This window comes from Clostridium cellulovorans 743B, from assembly GCF_000145275.1.
Lineage (GTDB): Bacteria > Bacillota > Clostridia > Clostridiales > Clostridiaceae > Clostridium_K > Clostridium_K cellulovorans.
Window position 1 is genome coordinate 673,691 of sequence record NC_014393.1, and the last position, 19,101, is coordinate 692,791.

General features: G+C 29.9%; 16 protein-coding genes. 7 read left to right on the forward strand and 9 right to left on the reverse strand.

Annotated features, from left to right (window positions below; all coding sequences use genetic code 11):
- The first annotated feature begins 242 nt into the window (after window positions 1-242).
- The 3 genes from CLOCEL_RS02840 (at window position 243) to CLOCEL_RS02850 (ending at window position 6,087) form a co-directional block, all read left to right on the forward strand.
- The gene (locus tag CLOCEL_RS02840; RefSeq protein WP_010074904.1) at window positions 243-2,321 is read left to right on the forward strand and encodes a lecithin--cholesterol acyltransferase; all 2,079 of its coding nucleotides are present in this window, start codon (window positions 243-245) and stop codon (window positions 2,319-2,321) included.
- A gap of 446 nt (window positions 2,322-2,767) precedes the next feature.
- Window positions 2,768-4,798: a methyl-accepting chemotaxis protein gene (locus CLOCEL_RS02845; protein WP_010074903.1), complete on the forward strand. Its 2,031-nt coding sequence runs from the start codon at window positions 2,768-2,770 to the stop codon at window positions 4,796-4,798.
- Window positions 4,799-4,827: 29 nt separating this feature from the next.
- Complete coding sequence (locus CLOCEL_RS02850; RefSeq protein ID WP_010074902.1) at window positions 4,828-6,087, forward strand: ABC transporter substrate-binding protein; 1,260 nt, start codon at window positions 4,828-4,830, stop codon at window positions 6,085-6,087.
- A 100-nt stretch (window positions 6,088-6,187) separates the two neighbouring features.
- Here the strand turns inward: CLOCEL_RS02850 and CLOCEL_RS22180 are convergent, their stop codons facing one another.
- From CLOCEL_RS22180 to CLOCEL_RS02860, 3 genes are all read right to left on the reverse strand, one after another.
- Window positions 6,188-6,361 (reverse strand): bacteriocin, encoded by a 174-nt coding sequence (locus CLOCEL_RS22180; protein ID WP_010074901.1) that lies wholly within the window; start codon window positions 6,359-6,361, stop codon window positions 6,188-6,190.
- Between the two features lie 41 nt (window positions 6,362-6,402).
- Window positions 6,403-6,585: a Blp family class II bacteriocin gene (locus CLOCEL_RS02855; RefSeq protein WP_010074900.1), complete on the reverse strand. Its 183-nt coding sequence runs from the start codon at window positions 6,583-6,585 to the stop codon at window positions 6,403-6,405.
- Window positions 6,586-6,887: 302 nt separating this feature from the next.
- Complete coding sequence (locus tag CLOCEL_RS02860) at window positions 6,888-7,070, reverse strand: class IIb bacteriocin, lactobin A/cerein 7B family (protein ID WP_010074899.1); 183 nt, start codon at window positions 7,068-7,070, stop codon at window positions 6,888-6,890.
- A 312-nt stretch (window positions 7,071-7,382) separates the two neighbouring features.
- Between CLOCEL_RS02860 and CLOCEL_RS02865 the strand changes: the two genes are divergently transcribed.
- Window positions 7,383-8,102: a hypothetical protein gene (locus CLOCEL_RS02865; protein WP_010074898.1), complete on the forward strand. Its 720-nt coding sequence runs from the start codon at window positions 7,383-7,385 to the stop codon at window positions 8,100-8,102.
- A gap of 92 nt (window positions 8,103-8,194) precedes the next feature.
- Here CLOCEL_RS02865 and fba read toward each other — a convergent pair whose 3' ends face one another.
- On the reverse strand, window positions 8,195-9,058 hold the full coding sequence (fba, locus tag CLOCEL_RS02870; RefSeq protein WP_010074897.1) for a class II fructose-1,6-bisphosphate aldolase: 864 nt from the start codon (window positions 9,056-9,058) through the stop codon (window positions 8,195-8,197).
- A 441-nt stretch (window positions 9,059-9,499) separates the two neighbouring features.
- On the opposite strand from fba, the gene CLOCEL_RS02875 reads away from it, so the two are divergent.
- Window positions 9,500-10,156 carry a carbonic anhydrase gene (locus CLOCEL_RS02875; RefSeq protein ID WP_010074896.1) on the forward strand — a complete coding sequence of 219 codons (657 nt, stop codon included), beginning with the start codon at window positions 9,500-9,502 and terminating at the stop codon, window positions 10,154-10,156.
- Window positions 10,157-10,291: 135 nt separating this feature from the next.
- Here CLOCEL_RS02875 and CLOCEL_RS02880 read toward each other — a convergent pair whose 3' ends face one another.
- Genes CLOCEL_RS02880 through CLOCEL_RS02890 form a run of 3 tightly spaced genes read right to left on the reverse strand, consistent with a single transcriptional unit; the run spans window position 10,292 to window position 12,430 of the window.
- A complete protein-coding gene (locus CLOCEL_RS02880; RefSeq protein WP_010074895.1) occupies window positions 10,292-11,062 on the reverse strand; it encodes a tyrosine-protein phosphatase in 771 nt (256 codons plus the stop codon).
- Complete coding sequence (locus CLOCEL_RS02885; protein WP_010074894.1) at window positions 11,059-11,745, reverse strand: CpsD/CapB family tyrosine-protein kinase; 687 nt, start codon at window positions 11,743-11,745, stop codon at window positions 11,059-11,061. Before CLOCEL_RS02885 ends, CLOCEL_RS02880 begins: the two co-directional genes overlap by 4 nt.
- Window positions 11,746-11,755: 10 nt before the next feature.
- The gene (locus CLOCEL_RS02890) at window positions 11,756-12,430 is read right to left on the reverse strand and encodes a YveK family protein (RefSeq protein WP_010074893.1); all 675 of its coding nucleotides are present in this window, start codon (window positions 12,428-12,430) and stop codon (window positions 11,756-11,758) included.
- Between the two features lie 365 nt (window positions 12,431-12,795).
- Between CLOCEL_RS02890 and CLOCEL_RS02895 the strand changes: the two genes are divergently transcribed.
- Entirely contained in the window at window positions 12,796-13,845 is a 1,050-nt protein-coding gene (locus CLOCEL_RS02895) for a mannose-1-phosphate guanylyltransferase (protein WP_010074892.1), read from the forward strand.
- A 230-nt stretch (window positions 13,846-14,075) separates the two neighbouring features.
- Here CLOCEL_RS02895 and CLOCEL_RS02900 read toward each other — a convergent pair whose 3' ends face one another.
- Entirely contained in the window at window positions 14,076-14,912 is an 837-nt protein-coding gene (locus tag CLOCEL_RS02900; RefSeq protein ID WP_010074891.1) for an AraC family transcriptional regulator, read from the reverse strand.
- A 143-nt stretch (window positions 14,913-15,055) separates the two neighbouring features.
- Here CLOCEL_RS02900 and CLOCEL_RS02905 point away from each other — a divergent pair, with 143 nt between their 5' ends.
- Complete coding sequence (locus CLOCEL_RS02905; RefSeq protein WP_010074890.1) at window positions 15,056-17,254, forward strand: alpha-galactosidase; 2,199 nt, start codon at window positions 15,056-15,058, stop codon at window positions 17,252-17,254.
- 283 nt (window positions 17,255-17,537) lie between these two features.
- On the opposite strand, the gene CLOCEL_RS02910 is transcribed toward CLOCEL_RS02905, so the two are convergent.
- Entirely contained in the window at window positions 17,538-19,094 is a 1,557-nt protein-coding gene (locus CLOCEL_RS02910; protein WP_010074889.1) for a hypothetical protein, read from the reverse strand.
- Window positions 19,095-19,101: the final 7 nt, after the last annotated feature.

Here is a 19,101-nt window from a genome sequence, read left to right on the forward strand (position 1 = left end):
AAACTGTGGTTTTGTATAAACCATGGTTTTTTTCGTCCAGAATCTTTATTGAATGAGTTAGAATTAAAGGTGAGTACTTTTTATAAATCAGTTAAGAATACAATTACCCTTTATAGGGAATTTTTTATGATAAATGTAAAAAATAATAAAATATTAACAGTAAATTCACTCAAAACTTCTCTTTTACTATATAATAAGAATGTAAAATAATTTACAAATTTAAAAATGTAGGGGGAATTTGTATGAAAAAGAAGGTGTGTTTGCTGACATTGGTTTTTGCAATTGCAATTACGAATTTGTTTAGCACGATAGCTTCAGCAGCAGGAGCTACAACGAAGAGACAAGCTGTTTTGGTGATTCCTGGGATAATGGGATCAAATTTAGTAGATAGTGATGGAGACACTGTATGGGTTACCGATGAGTGGATTGCTGGAAGTAAACAGTTGTACTACTTACTCAATGGAACTATTTCCTGTACAAGCTCTGGTTTTAGTTCAGAGACAATAATTCCAAAGTTAGGAACAAATGAATATGGAGCTAAAGATACATATAAGGATTTAGTCAATAGACTAAAAGGTGAATTTCAGAACGATTATGATGTAATATTTGCTGCCTATGACTGGAGAGTAGACAACACAAGAAGTGCTATGGAATTAAAGAAGACAATAGATAATTATGATAATGTAATTATTGTAGCTCATAGTATGGGCGGTCTTGTAACAAGTAGATACCTTCAAATGTATGGTGGAAGTAAAGTTGATAAGGTTATAACTTTAGGAACTCCTTACTGGGGTGCTGTAAGTGCAGCAGAAACTATGTATACTGGAGAGGTTAGTGTACTTCCGGATATAGTAAGAGGTGCTATGAGTGGTACAATGAGAGACCTTGTTACTAATTACCCAAGTATGCATCAACTACTACCAAATACATATTACACAAATAAGTCAAATTGGTTAACTACTGAAAAAAGAGTATATGAAAAGTGGTATGATTATGTTTGGCCGAGAACAAAGGATATATTAAATAATACTGCAGATACACAACAGTTTTATAAGGATAATTTTAATTCAAGCTTAGTAACAGTTGCAACGAACTTCCATAATAGTTTGTATAGTTCTACAGCACCAATTAAATTAGTTGATAATACTGTAATTGTTGGAAATGGTGTTAATACAGTGACTTCTGTTAAACTTGCCACAAATAGTATTTTAGGAATTAAGTCAAGATTATCAGTTCCAAAGTATACTACTAGTGGAGATGGTACTGTTCCATTTTTAAGTGCTACTATAGGCAATGGAGTAAATTACATTCAAAGAAATGGAATAGATCATACAGGATTAGTGAAAGATCCAACAACACTTACAATGGTAGTTGATAGTATAAGAGGTGCTATAGCTTCAAAGGCTTCTGTAGTGAGAAGCGCAGTAAGTGCTCAAGGTAGCCCTATTGATTATAAGCTTACTTTTGCTGGAGATTTAAATTTCCAAGCTATAAAAGATAATACAGTTGTATCAAGTATAGATAAGCTTCCAATGGAGGATCAAAATTATTACAATGTAAAAGATGCAAAGGAAGTTAAAATTGATAATATCGGTACCGTTGGAGAAGATAATGCATATTTAGCGACTTTCACTCAAGCTGGTTATACCTTTAAGTTTAAATCAAATAAAGATCAAAAAATCGATTTTGCAGTTGGTCCTAATAACTTAATATTTGGCTTCGATAACATAAATTTAAACGAAGGTGCAGATGTTTACGTAAATATGACTTCGCAAGAGAATATCAGTGCAGCTATTGATAATAATGCAGATGGTGTTGTAGATTCAGTTGTAAATCCTACCATTAAAGATCTTAGCGAAGATATAACTGCCAATGATTTAGTTGTTTATTCAAGTGATAGGAATGCTTATAATAAGTTGGATAATTCTTTATATCCTCAAATGAAGGTTAAGAATGTTTCGAATAAGACTATCAATCTTTCTGATTTAGAACTTAGATATTTCTTTAATAATGATGGAAATGATAATAATAAATTTGAATGTGACTGGGCAGGTTTAAACAATGGTACTATAAATGCTTCTGTGAAATCAGATTTTGTTAGCAATGAAAATGGTGATACAATGCTTACGATAGGTTTTGTAAATGACGGAAAAGTGCTTATGCCAGGACAAGAAATAGAAGTTCAAGGAAGAATACATAATGATAAATGGAGTATTTATAACAAATCTAATGATTATTCATTTAGTGGACAAGCATATACAGTTAATAGCAAGGTGGTATTATATGCTAAGGATTTGTTAATTTTCGGAGTTACTCCATAAATAAACTTATCTAATGTATAAGTTTATTTATAGATGAGTTTTAAAAGTTAAAAAAATACATATTATAGCAATTAGAAGAAATTTGTATACAAATAACAACTAAGTAAAATGTTAATTTTTTTTGTACACGAATTAAAAAAGATATAGAACTAATTTGTACTTATCATCTGTACAAAGAAGAATAGTTTGCAAGGTTAAAGCTTTGCAAGCTATTTTTTTATTTATTAAAGTGGTTTTTGTAAGTTCACATGGATAATTCGTTATAAATTTACTGTGTACTAACTAATGGGAGGAAAATTTTATTTAAAGATGAAAAGTAAGAAAAATTTAAATTTTTTTTAAATATTTAGAAAATGCAATAGGAAAATTGGTATACAAGGTCGAATAAAATAAGATGGAAGTATATCTTAAAATTTATGACAAAATACAAATGGGGGTAAAGTACTATGGCAGCTGAAGTTATTCAGGATAAGCAAACAGGTATTGGAGAGAGAGGAAGTAGAGGATTTTTAAACTCCTTAAAAGGAAGGTTAATACTCACCTATATTGCTATAGCATTAATTCCAATAGTGCTAGTGGCAACTATGACTTACATCAATACTCAAAAAACTATAACAGAAAAGGTAGGGAATTTATCTTATCAATCTACATTTCAAACAAAAATTAATGTTGATAGCTTTTTGGCAGAAGTTGAAAATGCAGCATCATTAATGTTTGCTCATAATGATATATCGGTTTATAATCCATCAGATAAGTCTGTAGACGAATATCAAAAGCTTCAGAGTGAGAAAAACATTACAGAATATCTTACGTCTATAAGTCTCCTTAAGAATTTTACTGATTTTGCTATTGTCTATGATAATAATAAAATTGTAGGTAAAATATCAGAAAGTACCCAAAATGTATATAAAGTAGATACAATTTTTTCAGAACTGAAAAGTAAATTAGGTGATAATAAAACTAAGTCTAGTTGGTATTCTGCTAATAAAGGTGATTTCAGTAGATTATATTATATTAAAAGAATAAATGACAATGCTGTTATGCTTACATCTTTTTATACAAATGAGTTAAGTGAAATTTTTGATAGCAATGATGAAACTAATGGTATGGAAATTGAATTAATCGACGAAAAAAATAATATTATTTATTCTAAGACATCAGAAGAAATAGGTAGACCTATAGATTCAAATATATTAGAGAAAATTAATAGTGAAGGTATAAAGGTTTTTAGAAGTAATGGTAAACTAGTTACTTACGAGGATTTTGGTCCAGAGTGGAAGATTATTAGCACAATTCCAACTGCATATATCTTAAAAGAAGTAGATAATATAGCTATATTTACCATGGTATTAACATTAATATGTATATTAGCAGCTAGTATTTTTGGTTTTGTATCAGCAAATTCTATATCAAAACCAATCGATAAGCTTGTTAAAACCATGAAGAAGGTTGAAAATGGAGATTTAACTGTTATAGCACAATATGAGAGAAATGATGAACTAGGTACTTTAAGAGATAGTTTTAATGTAATGACTAGCAATATAAGAAATCTAATAGAGAATACAAGGGCTGTTGCTATAATAGTTGCAGAAGAATCAGGGTCGATTCATGAAAATGCAAAACAAGCAGAGAACATTGCAAGTAACGTTACTTTGGCCATGTCAGAGATTGCAGAAGGTTCTATGAATCAGTTAAGTGAATTACAAGAAACCTTTAATACTATGGCAAAGCTTGCTGATAGTATAAATGATATTATTAAGGCCGTTTCTCAGGTTACAATTATTTCTCAAGAAGCTAAAAATAAGGGTGATGAATCATTAGTTACAATTAAAGAATTGAGTGCAAAAAATGAATTGACAAATATAACTATGAATGAGATAAACAATACAATGGGATCACTTAGTGACAGTATAAAGGAAATAGAAGTGGTAATTAGACTAATTAAATCAATAAGTGAGCAAACAAACCTATTATCTCTTAATGCAAGTATAGAAGCTGCAAGAGCTGGGGAAGCAGGAAAAGGATTTGCTGTAGTTGCTGATGAAGTTAAGAAGTTAGCAGAAGAATCTAGCAAATCAACAGAAAGTATTTATGAAGTTATCGGTAATGTATATAAGAAGGCTAATGAGACAATTAACTTGATAAATAGCTCTAAAAAAATATTTAAAGAACAAGCAGAAGCTGTGGAATTTGCAAATAACTCAGTAGTGAACATTGTTGAAGACACAGAAATAATAACTGCTCAAGTTGAAAAAATAGAAAGATTAATGAATGAAATAAATAATTTAAAAGATAAAACCTTAGCATCAACCAATAGTATTTTAAGTATTACAGAGAATTCTTCAGCTAACACTGAGGAGGTATTAGCTGCAACAGAAGAGCAAAGTTCCACTGCAACAAATCTATCTGAGCGTTCAGATAAATTAGATGGTGCGGTAAGCGGATTAAAAGAGACTATTAACAGGTTTAAAATATAAATTGGCTATTGATGAAAGGAGCAGCAAAAATGTATAAAAAATTAATGACATTGATAGTGATATTTGTTTTTGTATTTAGTTTTAGTGGATGTGGAAATGAAAAAGTAAATTCAACTAAACAACAAGAAACAGTTACTATAAAATTTTCGTGGTGGGGAACTGATACTAGACATGAAGCAACTATGAGTGCAGTAAAGAAGTTTCAAGAGAAATACCCAAATATTAAGGTGAAGATGGAATTTGGTGAATGGACAGGTTTTCAAAAAAAGATGGCTGTATATATTGCGGGAAATACGGAACCTGATGTTATGCAAATAAATTATGATTGGCTTCAATTGTATTCAAAGGATGGAGCTGGTTTTTATGATTTAAATAAGGTATCAGATATATTCAATTTACAAAACTTTAATGAAAAAATATTATCTTATGGAAGTAAAAATAATATAGTAAATGGGGTACCATTAGCAAGTAATGTAAAAGGTTTGTATTATAATAAAACCACTTTTGATAAATTCGGTGTTCCAATTCCAAAAACTTGGGATGATCTTTTTAAAGCTGCAGAAAAGTTTGGTGAAGGCTATTATCCTTTAGAATTAGATTCCAGAGGAGGATGGAATTTGGCTGCAACTTATGTTCAACAGAAGACGGGAAAAGATTTCATAAAAGTAGATGGAACAATTGGCTTTTCAGAGCGAGATATAAAAGATCTTCTTACTTTTTATAAATCCTTGCTTGATAAAAAAGTTATACCGAATTTACAAGGAAAGAAAATTAGCAATTTTGATGAAGGAAAATATGCAGGAACTTATCAATGGATTAGTAACTCAGAAAAGTATGCAAAAAAATTAAAAGATAAAAACCAAGAGTTGATTGCTGGAGATTTACCAGTAATAGATGATGCAGTTAATTCTGGCTGGTACGTAAAACCTTCAAGTCTATTTGCAATAAGCAAGAACACAGAGCATCCAAAGGAAGCAGCAATGCTATTGGAGTATTTAGTAAATGACACTGAGGGCATAGTAGCAATGGGTACAGATAGAGGATTATCAGTAAGTAATGCAGCTAAAGAATATCTTAATACTTTGGATAAGACAGTTCAGTTTGATGCCACAGAAAAATTGAACGCGATTAAGCCTGTATTAATGAATCCATATTTTGAGAATACCCTTATACAAAATATTTGTGAGGCTTCTATTGAAGAAATAACTTATGATAAGTCAACAATAGATGAATGTGCCAAGAATACATATGCAAAACTCGTAACTACCTTATCGGTGGTAGCAAAATAAAAAAAGTTAATTAGATTGATATACTCCCTTTTGGTAGATGATTTAATAATAAAATTTAGCTACTAAAAGGGATTTATATTTTTTATATTCTTACGGCTATTTAGAATGTAGGTCCAGGATTTGTTGGACCAGGAGATGGTGGCTTTGGTAAATCTATAATAATCTTAATTATTTTTCCTAAACCACTTACAGCTTTTTTTAGAGCTTTTTTTAAGCTCCAACCGCCGTTTATTTCGTTTAATTGAGTTTCAGTTAATGGTGAAAAATTATCCATAATTATTCCTCCTCATAAAAATAAATTGTTAATTATAAGTATTAAAGTTCTGGAATTATCGTAATAGCTCCTTTTATTACAGCAGGTATTACAGCACCACCAGATGCTATAGTTGTTGCTGTTTTAATTACTGCAAAAGCAACCTTAGCGATTTTTTTCCAACTCCATCTTCCACCTTCGATTTCATGTAATTCAACTTCTGTTAATGAAACAAAGTTTTCCATTTTTATTCCCCCTATTTTATTTAAATATTTATAATTATATTTATGTGCCCAATACATAAAATAACTATATAAATATATTTTATAGTAAATATAATTTTATGTAAATAAAATTTTGTTATACAATCATTAAAACTAAATTAAATATATAAGAAAAAAATGAACATATGTAAATATATTACTAAAAAATGGTTGTACTTATAATGTGAAGAGTTCCAATGAATTGTTAAAATGTATACATTTCAACAATGTAGCTAAAAAAATAAGCCACATCAGTTATTTGCCGATGTGACTTATTTTCTTAATTAAAGTTCATTAGCAACAGCAATAGCTCCGCCTATTACAGCAGGGGCAGCAGCTCCGCCAGAAGCTATAGTAACAACTGTTCCAGCTACAGCAGCAGCTATTTTAATGATCTTTTTCCATTTCCACTTTCCACCATCAATTTGATGAAGTTCAACTTCAGATAATGTCTTAAAATTTTCCATAATAAATCCTCCTTGTATAAAAAATGATTAATCCTCTAATCAAGCGCTATGATTTAAAGTAATTAAGCATAGTTTACAATAGACAATGGGAAAAGTAAATATAAAAAGAAAAATATTACATATATTTAACAAATATATAATATTTAATTCGAAAAAAAGATTTAAAAGTATACAAGAATATGCTTTTTATCAATGTGTGTTACTTTTATTTTGTATATATTACAAATAAAAAACATGATATAATATTATTGTAAAAAAATAAAGATATATATGTAGAAATATCGAAAATAGGGAAAAATGGGAGTGGTTAATGTGAATAAGATACTTAGAGTTATTGCAGGTGTTTCTGTAGCAGCATGCGTTCTTAGTGGTTGTGGAAATGATTCTGATAGTTCGAAGAAGGTCGAAAGTTCTAAAGAAACATCTTCAACAACTGAAAATGTGAATAATGATAATAAAAACTCAGCTGAATCTACTAAAGATAAGAATGAAGGATTACCAGTTGTAGATGATAGTGTTGTTAGAGAATTTAAGCAAGATACGCCAGAAAATGCTATAAGAGAATTTTATGCTAATGTAAGTAGTTTAAATGAAAAAGAATATGCAACTTTTTATCAAGTTCCAGATGGATACAAAACCATTAAATATTCTTGGGAATGTTATGGTATAGAAAAAATAGATGTTACAAAAGTTGAAGTAGATTATAATGATTCAGTTCCGAATGATCCTATTGCATTAGCTACAGTACAATATAATCAAAAATTGAAGGATATAGAAGAACCATTGTCAACATTTACAATGATAGAACTTAGAAAAGTAAATGAAAAATGGGTTATTGCTGCTCAAGAGTCACTTACGCAAGCACAAGATCAATGGGTAGTTAAGTTAAGAGAAGAAAAGATGAATACCGATGAGTACAAGAAACTTTTAGAAAGCTCTAGGAAGTTCCAAGAAAAAAATTCAGAGTTTATGAGTAAGGCGGCTCAAGAACTTAACAAATATCTTACAGGACAAGATGGAACATCAAGATAAAAAAGAAAAACCTCACAAAAATTTAAACTTTTGTGAGGTTTATTTATGGAGTTTAATTTCTAAAATTTGAGGATATCCTCAATCAAAAGATATTAAGCTCTGTTTACAGAACCGAAAAGTTCCATTTTTTCTTTAACTGTTGCTTTTATAGCTTCAAAACCTGGAGCTAATAATTTTCTTGGGTCAAAGCCTTTGCTTTGTAGGTCTTTTCCAGCTTCTATATATTTTCTAGTAGCTTCAGCAAAAGATAATTGGCATTCAGTATTAACGTTGATTTTAGCAACTCCTAAAGAGATACCTTCTTTTATCATTGATTCAGGAATACCAGTACCACCGTGTAATACTAATGGCATATCGCCAGTTGCTTCTTTGATTTTTGCTAATACTTCGAAGTTTAATCCAGTCCAGTTTGCTGGGTATTTTCCATGGATATTTCCGATACCAGCAGCTAACATAGTAACTCCTAAGTCAGCAATTGATTTACATTCTGCTGGATCAGCAACTTCACCAGTACCAACAACTCCATCTTCTTCTCCACCGATTGATCCAACTTCAGCTTCTAAAGAAAGACCTTTTTCACCTGTGATTTTTACTAATTCAGTTGTTTTAGCTATATTTTCTGCTATTGGGTAGTGAGAACCATCAAACATTATTGATGAGAATCCAGCTTCCATAGCCTTAAAGCAACCTTCATAGCTACCGTGATCTAAATGTAATGCTACTGGAACAGTTATGTTTAATTCTTCAAGAAGACCATTAACCATTCCAACTATAGTTTTATAACCACCCATATATTTTCCTGCACCTTCAGATACACCTAATATAACTGGTGATTTGTTTTCTTGTGCAGTTAATAATATTGCCTTTGTCCATTCTAAGTTATTGATATTGAATTGTCCTACAGCATATTTTCCATCTCTAGCTGCATTTAGCATTTCTTTAGCTGATACTAACATTGCAAAACCTCCTAATATATGTACTATTTATATATTTCAAATAATATATAATTCAAAATTTGATAAAATAGAATATTATTTATTAAGCAATATATCTAAAAAGCAAGAAAATTACTATGTAAATAATAATCCACTTAAATTATACTATTACCCTATTGTAAATACAAGAGTTTTGAGTAAAACAGTAAAACTCATAAAAATATTACTAAAATATACAATAAGTATTAAGTTCATATATAAATATTAAATTTTACATAAATTTCGAAATTACTTTACAAATTGTTGACTAATAAGTACAATATATAACTGATGATGAAGAGAATTGAAGTTATTTGTATTTAAGGGACTAAAATAAAAATATTATAACGTATTATTAGGGTTTCACTAATAATAAATATTATAATAGGGACTTTAAAAATTTAATGAAGAAGAGGTACTATAATGAAAAAAATTTTAAGTTTGACATTAGTTGCATCAATGCTTATGTTGTCAGTAGGATGTACTAGTGATAAAAAAGAAAAACTTTCTAGGTCAGCAGAAGATACTTCAGCTGCTGTTCAAAGGTTAGTAGATGGAGATAAGGAATACATAAAATCAAACACTAATGAAGCTGAAATAACTTCAGAAATCCGTACTGATACTGCAAAAAATGGACAAAAACCTTATGCTGTTGTTGTTACTTGTTCAGATTCACGTGTACCACCAGAACATATTTTTAGTGCTGGTTTAGGTGAATTATTTGTAATCAGAACTGCAGGAAATGTTGTTGATGATTATGAAATTGGTAGTGTGGAATATGGTGTAGAACATTTAGGGGCAAAAGTAGTATTAGTTTTAGGACATACAGGCTGTGGTGCTGTAAAAGCAACTGTAGAAGGTGGAGCTGAAGGTAAAATCGAAACTATAGTAGAGGAAATTCACAAAGCTATAGGTAATGAAAAAGACATGGAAAAATGTGTAGAATTAAATGTAGAAAACACTAAAAAGAAACTTAGTGAAGATGAAGGTATTAAAGAAAAAGTTAAAGCTGGGGAAGTAAAGGTCATTGGTGGTATATACGATATTGAAACAGGAGAAGTAAAACTATTAGATAACTAATTGATAGTTTAGTTCCTTGTATACAAATAAGAAAGTTCTCAAAGTTATTAATGGATAATTTATTTTTAAATATAATGGTAATAAAGCTTAAAATTGAAATTCCTCAAAGAGAAAAATATCTCTTTGAGGAATTTTTTACTTTCTCTTTTTTTTCAGAAAAGAGAAGATAGTCTTTTTCTTTTCTTCTTCTTTGATAGGAAGTGGAAGCACAGGTTTTCCGTTAATTATATTTTCTTCATTAGATAAAATCCAATTATATAATTCAAGGTTCATATCTTTAATTAAATCAAATGCTTTACGGATTTTGGGAGTTCTAGAATCGCTTCCATGGGCATCACTCCCCAAAAGATGAACCATATTTCTTTTAACTAAATCATGAGCAGTGTTCTTTGCATCTTCTCCAAATTTACCTGTTAAACTTCCGGAATTAACTTGAAATAAGATGTCTTTACCTAGTAAATCTTTCATTTTGCTAAGATTATTCTGGAGATATATATTCCGTTCGGGATGAGCAATTATAGGTTTAACACCACGGATTGATAATTCATAAAAAACATCATCAGCATAGTTTGGATAGCTGTTTAGTGGAAGTTCAATTATTAAGTAGTTTGTATCATTTATTCCCCAAATCTTTTTTTTATCCCAAAGGTTTGGAATGCTGGGGCTCATATATAATTCTAATCCAGTAATGATTTTAATGTTGGCAGATTTTTTATAGACTACTTCTTTAAAAAGAATATCATAAGATGATCTTGAAATTTCCATCTCTTCTGGTATAAAATGTGGCGTTGCACATATACAGCTTGTACCTTCGCCATAGCTAATTTTAAGCATCTCTAAAGTCGTAGCAATATTTTCTGCCCCATCATCTATATTAGGAATAATGTGGCTATGAAAATCTATCATTTAGCTTTTTTTTCTCCATAATAATAATAGTAATATGAGCTTCCATTTTTTGAGTTTGCAGGTACTCTTGTTAGAATTGAACCTAATAAATTTGCATCAACTTTATCCAAACGTTCTTTTGCTTTGATCAAGGCTTTTTTATCCGTTTTACCATAAACAGCAACTAATATAACTCCATCAACTTCAGTTGAAAGTATTTGCGAATCTGTTACTGCTAGTACTGGTGGTGTGTCTATAATTACCATATCAAATTTACTTTTTAGTAAATCTAAAAGATTTTGCATTTTTTTTGAGCCCAATAATTCTGAGGGATTCGGTGGAATAGGACCACTGGCTAAAATATATAAATTTCTAACTTCAGACTTTTGAATAGCTGAAAAAATTTCACATTGTTCAGTGAGAACATTAGTAAGTCCTAATTGATTGCTTATTCCAAATTTTTTATGAACACTAGGTTTTCTAAGATCTGCATCTATTATAAGAATCTTTTTCCCAGTTTGAGCAGTTGCTATGGCTAAATTAGCAACGGTGGTGCTTTTTCCTTCTGACGGTGAAGAGGAGGTGATTATAATTGAGCGTAAATCTCCATCTATATTAGCATATTGTATATTAGTTCTTAAAGTTCTATAAGTTTCAGAAATTACTGATTTTGGATCTAAGTGAGTAACTAAGGATTTAAGCATATTTTTACCTCTATTCTTCAAATTTTAAGTCAGGTATTGAACCTAATACAGTAGAATCCAATATTTTAGATAAATCATCTTCTGATTTTACTGTATTATCTAAATAATCAACCAAAAATGTTAAGCCTATAGATAGGACAAAACCAAAAAATAAGGTCATAATTACATTAGATCTTACGTTTGGAGATGAGGGGCTTGATGGGACTAGGGCATTATCAAGGATTTGTACATTATCACTACCCTTAATCTTTTTACTTATTTCTTTTAAAGAAGCAGCCCATTGGTTTGTTATTTTAGCAGCCAATTCTGGATCTTTAGAAGAAAATCTTATAGTCATAAATTCAGTATCAGTGGATGAAGATACAGACATGGAGCCTAGCAATGCTCCGGATGACATATTTAGTGACAATTTTTCTTTAACATCGTCTGCAACTTTACGAGATTTGGCAATTTGACTATAAGTTTTAACAATTTTTTGATACATAAGAATATCGTTATAGGTAGTTGATGTTTTTTCAGAATCAGAGGATTCCTGTTTACCAATTAAAACAGAAATGTCAGCAGTATATATCTTATCGATTACAAAAGTGGTAATGATTCCTGAAATAGCACCACAAAGCAGTGTAAAAGAAATAATGAGAATCAATCGTTTCTTTATGATATACCAGTATTCTTTTAGTTCCATTTGATACCTCGCATGTTAATATTATGACGTTTGAATATATATTATAAGTATATTATAATTTTTTTATAAAATCATGTCAAATTGGTAAAAAATTTTATTAGTTACCATATTTCAGATTCCAGTTTATTATTATACTAAAGATATTAAAGATAATATATAGGATTTTAGACTAAATATAATATTCATAATATGTTACAATTAATACTAGTTATATATATAAGGAATAGAAATTAATTTTATTGAACTATTTTCATTCATTATATACTGGTGTATGATATTTAGATGTAAGTTTAAATGCATTTTGAAAATTGAAATTTGCCAGAGTAGTTGACGGAAAAAATATTTTGCTTTAGGAGGAGTATGTTATGCTATGTGCACTTATAATGGCTGGTGGTAAGGGAACTAGATTTTGGCCTTTATCTACGGAAGAAAAACCTAAGCAGTTTTTGAAACTTCTAGGTAATGAAACAATGATACAGATGACAGTAAATAGACTAAAAAAGTTGATACCTATAGAAAGAATTTTTGTTGTTACTGGTGAGATGTATTTAAATATTTTAAAGGAACAGTTACCAGAATTGCCACAGGAAAATATAATTTTAGAACCTGTTGGAAGGAATACTGCACCTTGTATAGCTTTATCTGCCTTCAGAATAAAAAAACATTATGAAGATGCTACTATAGCAGTATTGCCAGCAGATCATCTTATAGAGAATATCGATCGGTTTTTACATAGTTTAGATATAGCTAATAGGTTTATTCATGAAAAGCCAGAAGCTATTGTAACTTTAGGTATGAAACCTACCCGACCTGAGGTTGGATATGGATACATAAAGTGTGAGAAAAATAGTAGATATATTGATGAAATTGAAATTAGAAAAGTTCAAGCATTTGTAGAAAAGCCCAATTTTATAAAAGCCTTAGAGTATATCCAGACTGGGGAGTATCTTTGGAATGGAGGTATGTTCATTTGGAAATCAGATAATATACTAGAATTGACTAAGAAGCATTTAGATAAAACCTATGAGATATTAAAATATATCGATAGTCAGCCAGAAGGTGATTATTTAAATACATTAAAAGAAATGTATCCTCAAGTAGCAAATATCTCTGTAGATTACGGAATCATGGAAAAGTCACAGGATATTTATGTAATACCAAGTGAATTCGGTTGGGATGATATTGGGACTTGGGCTTCAGTTGAAAGATATAGAGAAAAGGATGAGTTAAATAATTTAATTGATGGAAATATAAAGATTATTAATTCGCAAAATAATCTTATTATTGGTTCGAAAAAGCCAGTAATAGTAAAGGGTTTAGATGACATATATTTCATAGAAACAGATGACATGATAATAATTGGAAAGAAAGAGGAGATTAATGAGATTAAGGAGCTAAAAAACATCATAGAATAGAGTCTATATTTCAAATTTCTATCTTATTATAATTATTCTTTAAACGCTATTAGAATTAAAGTATTTGTATACGGTAGTTACTTTTCTAGTATTAAATGATATGAAAAAATATATTTCTTTCGTGGTATAAGAGGCTTATGAGAAATTCGTTAATATCTGATTTCAAGAGTTGTTATAGTTTTTCAGAATTATAACCATTATATGTATATTATCGTTCTATAGGGGGATACTTAGGTATCTTCCTTTTTTAATCTATAATATTTAGGAGAAACACCTTTGATATGTTTAAATACTTTTGAAAAACTTAAAGGGTCATTATAACCTACAGATTTGGAGATTTCACTAATAGTCAAACTGTTGTTTTTTAGGAATTCACAGGCCTTACCAATCTTATAACGAATAATATATTCTTTTGGAGATATACCAATATGTTTTTTAAAAATGGTACTAAAATAATTACGATTAAGTCCTATGGCTTTGGCTACAGCGTCAACAGAAGTAGAACCAGAATAATTTGTTTCTATGTATTGAAGTGCTTTACGTACATAGATATCTGAATGTTTATTAGTATCTAAGATATCCATAGCACTTATATCTATAAGTTCAGATAATATAATACTTAGATATCCTTGAAGTCTCAATTCATAGCCTGAAGAATAGAGATTAGCATTCATTATCTTAAAGAAGTATTCTTTTAGGATTTCACTTGTACAGTTGAAGATAAGGTTGTTCATATTTAAATTAGCACTTTCTAAATAAGCAGCAGCTTTTATACCTCTAAAACCTATCCATACATAAGTCCAAGGCTCGTTTTCATCTGCTTCATAGAAGGTTACCATATCAGGGAGTATCAAAAAACCATCGCCAGTGACCAATTCGTAAATTTTACCGTTGGCATGAAATTTCCCCTTACCAGCCAAAATATAATGAATTAAGTAGTGGTCTCGTATAGCTGGGCCGTAGCAATGTTTAGGAATACATTGTTCTATGCCGTGATGATATACAAGTAGATCTCGATTTTCTTTATTTATAGATTCAGAAATAATATAACGCTCATTAATCATCATATTTCTGTAAATCCTCCTAACTTAATACATTTATCATCTTACATAATACCATATTTATCTTACATAATACCATGTTTTTTATTTCTATATATTTTATAGTATAATAGTGTACAAAATTTTACTTCACGAGAGGATAAAATAGCATGAGCATATTATACAATGATCATAACAGAAGATTTCACTTATCAACAAAAAAAACCAGCTACATTATAGAGATATCAGAAGATGGATATCTGACACATCTACACTGGGGACGCAAAATAAGAAATTTTGGGAGTTCACAGCTATTAGAACTAAGAGAAAGATGTTCATTCTCTGCAAATCCAGATGCAAGTAAACCTATACTTTCATTAGATACATTACCTCAAGAATATCCTAGCTACGGGAACACAGATTTACGAAATCCTGCTTTTATAGTCCAATTAGAAAACGGTTCCACTATAACAGATCTTAAATACGTATCACATGAGATCTTAAAAGGAAAACCGACACTTGCAGGATTACCATCAACATATGTTGAATGCGTAGATGAAGCAGAGACTTTAGAGATAACTATGGAAGATTCTTTAATAGGGCTAAAAGTCATTTTAACTTATACAGTTTTTGAAGATCATAATGTTATAACAAGAAGTGCAAGGTTTGCAAATGAAGGAAATGAAAAGCTGAAAATTCTTCGTGCTTTGAGTATAAGTGTAGATTTTAATAGAAATGATTATAAGTTTCTGCATTTAGCAGGCTCATGGGCTAGAGAACGTCATGTTGAGATAGATAGTTTGAGCACAGGCAGAAAATCTATAGACAGTAGAAGAGGTGCAAGTAGCCATCAACATAATCCTTTTATAGCCCTATTATCTTCGGAAGCAAATGAAGATAATGGAGAGGTATATGGATTTAGCTTAATTTATAGTGGAAATTTTTTAGCAGAAGCTGAAATTGATCAGTATCAAACTACAAGAGTATCTATGGGAATAAACCCATTTGATTTCACTTGGTTATTAGAAAAAGGTGAAGTTTTTCAAACCCCTGAGGTTGTGATGGTTTATTCAAATGAGGGAATAGGTGATATGTCTAGAACCTATCATAAACTTTATAGAACCAGATTATGTAGAGGTGAATATAGAGATAAAACAAGACCAGTGCTTGTAAACAATTGGGAAGCAACATACTTTAATTTTAATGCAGAAAAAATTGAGGATATCGCGAAAGTTGGAAGAGAATTAGGTATAGAATTATTTGTGCTAGATGATGGTTGGTTTGGTAAAAGAGATAGTGATAATTGTTCTCTTGGAGATTGGGTTGTTGATAAAAATAAACTTCCTGCAGGTCTAGATGATTTAGCAAAACGTGTTAATAATCTTGGATTAAAGTTTGGATTATGGTTTGAGCCAGAAATGATATCGCCAAATAGCGACTTATATAGAAAACATCCGGATTGGTGTATTCATGTACCAAATAGAAATCGATCTCAAGCAAGAAAGCAGTTGATATTAGATTTATCTAGAGAAGACGTATGCCAATATATAATAAAGGCTATAAGTGATGTTTTAAAAAGTGCGCCTATAGCTTATGTTAAATGGGATATGAACAGGAACATGACTGAAGTTGGGTCAGCATTATTAAACGCTGAAAGACAAAGAGAAACAGCGCATAGATATATGCTAGGACTATATAGAGTGTTAGAAGCTATAACTTCGGCTTTCCCACATGTATTATTCGAAAGCTGTTCAGGTGGTGGTGGAAGGTTTGACCCAGGAATGTTATATTACATGCCACAGACATGGACTAGTGACGATTCTGATGCTATCGAAAGACTTAAGATTCAATATGGAACAAGTATTGTGTACCCAACCAGTACTATGGGAGCACATGTATCAGCAGTTCCAAACCATCAGGTTGAGAGAGTAACATCTTTAAAGACAAGGGCAGATGTAGCGATGTCTGGAAACTTTGGATATGAGCTAGATCTTACAAAGTTTACAGAAGAAGAGAAGAAGGAAGTAGCAAAGCAAATAGAACAATATAAAAGCATAAGAGAATTAATTCAATTTGGAGATATGTATCGAATATTAAGCCCTTTTGAAGGAAATGATACAGCTTGGATGTATGTATCAGAAGATAAAAATGAAGCTTTTATAGTATATGTTCAAACTTTAGCTATACCAAATCCGCCTATGAAAAGGTTAAGATTAAAAGGACTAGATCCAAATAAAGAATACCTTTTAGAGGAACAGCTAAATACAATAATCGGAGGAGACGAATTAATGTACTTAGGCTTGAATATACCAGAGATTAGAGGAGACTTTAAGAGTATAACCTGGAAACTTAAAAGTGTAGGTTTATAGCTTTATAAGTTGGTTAGAAGGTAGGGTAAATGCCAACTGACTAAAGTGACAAATAGAAAAACGAGATAGATAAGGGATATATAAATAACCTAAGTAAGGTTCGATAATTATAATATAAATTGTGCTTATATTTTTCTTGATACTACTAGGGGTGTAAGTAAAAGAACTGTATAGCATATAGAAAAAATCTAATAAGTATAATCAGCACAATAGAAATTTCTATTGTGCTGATTTGTTATGTATAGATATATACGTCCATATCCCCATAACTTCTATAAAGCAATCAAGTTAAAGTTAATGTATCCAATTCTTCAATGATTTCTTGTTCAACCAAATCTATATTAGTTTTACCTATATAGCCAAAGTTAAGGTTATTAGTTCTAATGAAATTTATAGCTTTGTAATAAGTAGAATGATTCATGAATCCTGTATAGAAAAATATATAATAATAGTTTGCAAGAATTGATGGATCGAAGCTTTCATTAAAGCCATTTAAAGTTCTGATTTCTGGGTATTTATCTCTAAATTTTCTTCTCCATTCTTTAGTGCCACCTATAATGATGAGTTTTTTATCAGCTATGAGTTCTTTAAAGTTTCTTGATTCATTTAAGAAAATATAGTGTTTTTTTTCTTGGAAAATATATTCTCTTAATCTGTAAAGCTCAGATTTGTATATAGTATCTTCTTTTAAATCTTTTTCTAGAGCGCTGATTTTACTTTTGAAAATATTTAATTCTTGCAGATGAAATTTATTTAACCTAGTAAGTTCATCCTTAAGATTTTTATCAAAGGCTAGTTTTTCACTTTCAAGAAGTATAATCTTTTTCGATAGTTCTTTGTTTTCTAAAGTAAGTTTGTTATTAACTTCATTAAGATTATCTATTTCAAAGGATAAAGTTTCTTGATTAGATTCAAAATATAGAAGCTTATTTTTTTTATATTCGTTAATTAAGCATTTAATAAACACTCCAGAAACTATGGAAAAAAGCAATAGTGAATCATCTATTGATTGGTTATGGTTTTTTATATAAGCTAAAAGAATTTCATCTATGTTAATAAATTGATAATCAGAAAAAAGATGATTTATATCAAATTTGTTTATTGTAAACAAATTATTTAAGGTTTCTCCATAGGAAACTAAAGATGGATTGCTGTTAGTTAATATATCTTTATAATTGGAAATTTTGCCATAGTTATTTTTAAGATAATCTTTTAATTCTTGAATCTTAGCTTTATGCAATTCTATTTCCTTGGAAACATCCTTGTTAATAGGTGCTGAAGTTTCAAAAAACTGCATATCATCTATAATCGATTGGATAAAGCCAATATCTACAGCTTCCATAGAACGATATATAGAAAAATAAAAATATATTGCTTCATCAAGTCTAAATTCAATACTCCTGGTGAATTCATCCATCTTATTATATCGTGATATAAGAGGTCTTTTATCATGATTTTTAACAGCACTATATATAGAAGGATAATTTTTTCTTAGCAATTTTATTATATTATTTCTTAAAATATAATCATTTTCTGCTACTAAAAGAACTCCAAGAACTTTTCGACATTCTAATTCTTGTTCAAGAGTTCCAAATGTTAATATGATATGGTTAACACAACTGGACTTTTTAGTTTCTAGGTAATATTTTTCTTTATCTTTAGTGTATATGCGATTAATAGCTCTCTTCATAGTAGTATTTCGAACTATCGCTATTGAAATATTAGCTAAAATATAATTTCTGAGGCTTTCAGGAGGTAAATTTATTTTTTCTCCAATAATTTCAGAAAAGTTATTTATGTTTAAGTACATAGTATTTACATCTAGCCTTGAAGTGTCCATATAGAAT